Here is a 4,016-nt window from a genome sequence, read left to right on the forward strand (position 1 = left end):
GATATCGGCGTGGAGACCTTGCTACAAAACGATCGTTTGGACCTAGGAGCTAGCGATCGTCCACGCCGACTCTCGACACCTAATCTGGCAGATCTGGAACAGATAAGGAGCTGGCTTGCCAGCGAAGGCGTCCTCTGGAAGAACGCCGGACTTGAGGGCCTCTTCGCCGGCAAGCCGGCTCCTACGAGAGGGTTATTTGCCCAGGGGGATCTTGGGGGCCCATGTCAGCCATTCATCCTCGAACTTGTCGAACAGGGGGAAGGTCTGCTGGGGACGGGCCGGGTTGCCCATGCGCTCGCCATCCGGGGTGGCGAAGGCAATGCCGCCCTGGATCAGGGTTTCCAGGGACTCGGTACGCACCGTGGCGCCCTTGAACAGGCCAAAGTCCACGCCAAATCCGCTGCTGTTCCAGAAGCGTGTGCCACCACGAATCAACGGCGCGTACTTGGGCTCGATGAGGATGTGGATCAGGACCCGGTCGGCCGTCTGGCCCAGCTCGTAGCCGGTCACCTTGCCCACCGTCACTTCGCGATAGGTCACCGGCACCCCCACCTTCAGCGAGCCACGGCGCGCAGCGCTCAGTACCAGGCTCAGGCCCGCTTCAGGAACGCTGGCCTCTGGCGGCTGCGACAAAGCGACAAAGCTGGTCTGTACGCCCTGGTTCTTCGTCGCGGGCTGCACCTCGATGTATTGACCGGTGACCAGGGTTTCCAGGTTCGAGGTCTTCATCAGCCCCAGTTCCGGCTTGACCACCCAGAACTGGCTACCGACCCGGGCGATACGCTCCGGCACTTCGGTAATCCGCGCCTTGAGCATCACCGATTGCAGATCGGCGCTGAGGGTCACTTCCTCCAGCTTGCCCACATCCAGGCCCTTGAAACGCACCGGCGTGCCAGCGCGCAGCCCATCAGCGCGATCGACCTTGATGGTGACCAGGGTGCCACGCTGCGCCGCCTCTTCCTGATTGGCGAACAGCCGGAAACGCGGAATGCGCTTTTTCAGCGGCACGTTGGGCAGCGGTGTCTCGAAGGCAATACCCCCGGCCATCAGGCTCTGCAGCGACTCGCTCTTGATCTGGATGCCGCCGGTGAGTCCGCCGGTGAGGGTGATGCCGCTGACGTTCCAGAAACGGGTCGAGCCGTTGACCAGTGACTCGTACTCTTTCTCGATATGAACGCCGATCACCACTTGCTTGCGGGTGTGAGAGAACTGATAGCTCTGCACCGAGCCGACCTTGACCTGCTTGTAGAGGATCGGGCTGCCCACATCCAGGGAGCCGAGGTTGTCGGTGAACAGCACCATGTGCAGGCCCGGTGCACGCAAATCCAGAGGCGGGGCCTTGGCCCGGGCTTCGAACTCGCGTTGGGGCGCTGCGCCCTTGTCGCCGGGGCGAATGGCGATGTAGTTGCCTTTGACCAGCGCCTCAAGTCCAGTGATGCCGGCCAGGGAGATGGAGGGTTTGACGGTCCAGAACTGGGTGCCCTGGACCAGGTAGTCCTCGGCCAGCGGATCGAGGGTCAGCTCGGCGGTGGCGCTGGTGAGATCGGAATCGACCTTCAGCGCTTTCAGGCTGCCCACCTGGATGCCCTTGTACATCACCGGGGTGCGTCCGGCCTGCAGGCCTTCGAAATCGGTGAGCTTGACCTTGACCCGGATACCGGCCTGGGCGGCATCGAAATCTTCATAGAGGCGGAACGGCAGGCTTGGATCGGTCGGCGGGCTGTCCTTGCGATTTTCCGGCGTGGCAAAGGCGATACCGCCGGCGACGATGCTGGACAGGGACTCGCTGCGCACTTTGACCCCGGACAGGTTGGCGTCGATGCTGATACCGCTGGCGTTCCAGAAACGTGTGTGTTTGCGCACCAGGTTGGCGTAGGTGGGCTCGATATAGACCTTGAGTTCGACCGTGCTCTGGTCTTCGGAAAGCAGGAAGCTTTTGATCTGTCCCACCTGGATCTGTTTATAGAACACTGGGCTGCCACGGTTCAGCGAGCCCAGGCGCTCAGCCTTGATGGTCAGGTGCAGACCGGGCTTGGCGTCCGATAGGGGCGGTTCTTCGGCCAGGGCCTTGAACTTGCGTGCGGGCTCCCCTTCGCCGGGATTGACCGCGATGTAGTTGCCGGAGACCAGGGTTTCCAGGCCGGTGATGCCGGCCAGGCTGACACTGGGCTTGACCAGCCAGAAGCGGGTGTTGGTTTTCAGGTACTGTTCGACGTCCTTGTTCATCTCGACCGTGGCGATCACCCCCTTGGAGTTGCCTTCATCGTCCAGGGCCAGAGTCTTGACCTTACCCACGGGCATGCCTTTGTAGACCACTTCGGTCTTGTTGGCCTGGATCCCCTCACCGCTTTCGAAGCGCAACTGGATCTCGATGCCGGTCTGGCTGTAGGCACGCCAGCCCAGCCAGCCACCGATGATCAGGGCAATCAGGGGCAGTACCCAGATGGCTGACCAATTGGAGGCAGGGCGGGTTTTGGCGATAGGCAAATCACTCATGGTCGTCGTCCGACTCCGTGTTATCCCAGATCAGTCGGGGATCGAAAGTTACTGCGGCCAGCATGGTCAGAATCACCACACTGGCAAAGGCAACCGCACCGAGATTGGCTTCGATGCTGGCCAGCCGTCCAAAGTTGACCAGCGCCACCAGGATGGCGATGACAAAGATATCCAGCATCGACCAGCGACCGATGAACTCGATAAAGCGGTACATGATGATCCGCTGCCTTGCTGACAATGGCTGGTGGCGCTGTACCGAAAACAACAGCAGGGCTATGCCCACTAGCTTGAAGGTGGGCACCAGGATACTGGCGACAAATACTACCGCGGCAATGGGAAACATGCCGTGCTGCACCAGCTGGATAACCCCCGACATGATGGTGCTGGGGTCGCCCTGGCCCAGTGAGCTGACCGTCATGATCGGCAGCAGATTGGCCGGAACATAGAGAATGGCGGCGGTGAGCAACAACGCCCAGGTGCGCAGGATGCTATTGGGACGGCGGGGGTGGACCAGGGCTCCGCAACGAGTGCAGGTCTGCTCGTCGCTGTCGGCCTCCTGCCGGTTCAACTCATGGCATTCGATGCAAATCAGAATGCCTGCATCAATCGCCCGCATGCACATCCTCTCCCGATAACGCTTGCCAGATCTGGTGAGGTGACATCACCACCTCCAGCCAGACCTGGACCAACAACAGACTGATAAAACACACCAGGCCCAGGCCCACGGTGATGGAGGCCATGTCGGCTAACTTGACGATGGCCACCAGCACGCCCATCAGATAGACCTCGAGCATGCCCCAATCGCGCAAGTGGTGATAAATGCGGTAGAGCAGCAAGCCGTAACTGCGCCCGATGTTCCAGCGAATACTCAACAGGACCAGGAGCTGGCAAATCAACTTGATCAGGGGGATGCCCATGCTGCACAGGAACACCACCAGCGCCACGCCTTCCATACCGGTATCGAACAGGCCTTGCACGCCGCTCCAGACGGTATCTTCGGAAGACTGTCCCAATAGATTGAGCTGCATGATGGGAAGAAAGTTCGCCGGTACGTAGAGCAACAAGGCGGCGATCACCAGAGCCAGGCTACGTTCAACGACATTGTGCCGGTGTGCGTAGAGTTCATAGCCACAACGCGGGCATTGAGCCTTTTCGCCGAGAGCAAGCCTTGGCTTGCGCATCAGCAGATCGCACTCGTGGCAAGCAACCAGGTCGTCCAGTGGTAATTCTGACAACCCGGGGGCGTCAACCGGATCTGGCATAGACGGCTCTGGAAGTGGAGAAAGTAGCGGCTATTCTAGTGTTCCAATTCGAAAATAACTGTACAAATTTGTTTGCGGATAAGAGCGAATTTTTCTACCGCGCAAAAACAAAACCCCAACTGCTTTCGCAATTGGGGTTTCGGAATTTAATCTTGACGATGACCTACTCTCACATGGGGAAACCCCACACTACCATCGGCGATGCATCGTTTCACTTCTGAGTTCGGGATGGGATCAGGTGGTTCCAACGCTCTATGG

Annotated in this window: 3 protein-coding genes and 1 rRNA gene; all 4 read right to left on the reverse strand. The window is 59.7% G+C overall.

The window, feature by feature from the left end; all coding sequences use genetic code 11:
• Positions 1–192: 192 nt before the first annotated feature.
• A complete protein-coding gene (locus DNK59_RS24150; RefSeq protein ID WP_110724898.1) occupies positions 193–2,496 on the reverse strand; it encodes a PqiB family protein in 2,304 nt (767 codons plus the stop codon).
• A complete protein-coding gene (locus DNK59_RS24155; RefSeq protein WP_092310087.1) occupies positions 2,489–3,112 on the reverse strand; it encodes a paraquat-inducible protein A in 624 nt (207 codons plus the stop codon). The genes DNK59_RS24150 and DNK59_RS24155 overlap by 8 nt, the downstream gene beginning before the upstream one ends.
• Positions 3,099–3,758, reverse strand: coding sequence for a paraquat-inducible protein A (locus DNK59_RS24160; protein ID WP_092310084.1), 660 nt, complete (start codon positions 3,756–3,758; stop codon positions 3,099–3,101). Before DNK59_RS24160 ends, DNK59_RS24155 begins: the two co-directional genes overlap by 14 nt.
• A 150-nt stretch (positions 3,759–3,908) precedes the next feature.
• Positions 3,909–4,016, reverse strand: a 5S ribosomal RNA gene (gene rrf / locus DNK59_RS24165); the annotation flags it as partial.

Origin of the sequence: Pseudomonas sp. TKO26, from assembly GCF_003225665.1 — a bacterium.
Classification (GTDB): Bacteria; Pseudomonadota; Gammaproteobacteria; order Pseudomonadales; family Pseudomonadaceae; genus Aquipseudomonas; species Aquipseudomonas saponiphila.

Coding starts and splice junctions, on each gene's coding strand:
- DNK59_RS24150 (WP_110724898.1), bottom strand. CDS start 2,496: ATGAGTGATTTGCCTATCGCCAAAACCCGCCCTGCCTCCAATTGGTCA.
- DNK59_RS24155 (WP_092310087.1), bottom strand. CDS start 3,112: ATGCGGGCGATTGATGCAGGCATTCTGATTTGCATCGAATGCCATGAG.
- DNK59_RS24160 (WP_092310084.1), bottom strand. CDS start 3,758: ATGCCAGATCCGGTTGACGCCCCCGGGTTGTCAGAATTACCACTGGAC.